A 550-nucleotide genomic window follows, 5' to 3' on the forward strand; every position below is an offset into this window, starting at 1 on the left:
TAAGAGAACTCACAAATTTTACCTTAGCCTGATCCGTTACCAGTGAAAGTAACGTTCAGTCTATCTTTCTATCACATACCCAAATTTTTAAAGAACGGTCTAGTCAAAAGACTAGAAATCAACATTCACCATCACCAGGATGGAATGCTCATTTCTAAGCTTTTACAGCAGAAGCAGTTATGGTGGAGCCAAACGGGATCGAACCGTTGACCTCCTGCGTGCAAGGCAGGCGCTCTCCCAGCTGAGCTATGGCCCCGTATTTCTACAGGTTCCCACACAACAAAATTGGTGGGTCTGGGCAGATTCGAACTGCCGACCTCACCCTTATCAGGGGTGCGCTCTAACCAACTGAGCTACAGACCCAATTTCGAGCTATCCGGCCGACCTCACCCTGCTCTTTACCACAAAGCATGGGGTGCGCTCTAACCAACCAAGCTACAACCCGTTAAGGCTGCTTCTTTTCGTCTTCTTCAATGAATCAAGCAATTCGTGTGGGAACTTATGGAGTAGCTGAGTCGTCGATTAAGGAGGTGATCCAGCCGCAGGTTCC

The 550-nt window shown here is 48.2% G+C and carries 2 tRNA genes; both read right to left on the bottom strand.

Annotated elements, in window-relative coordinates:
* Positions 1 to 180: 180 nt before the first annotated feature.
* Positions 181 to 256: transfer RNA gene (locus AC07OG_RS26340), tRNA-Ala, on the bottom strand.
* Positions 257 to 286: 30 nt separating this feature from the next.
* A tRNA-Ile gene (locus AC07OG_RS26345) sits at positions 287 to 363 on the bottom strand.
* Positions 364 to 550 lie beyond the last annotated feature (187 nt).

This window comes from Pseudomonas sp. GW821-FHT09H03, assembly GCF_059415945.1.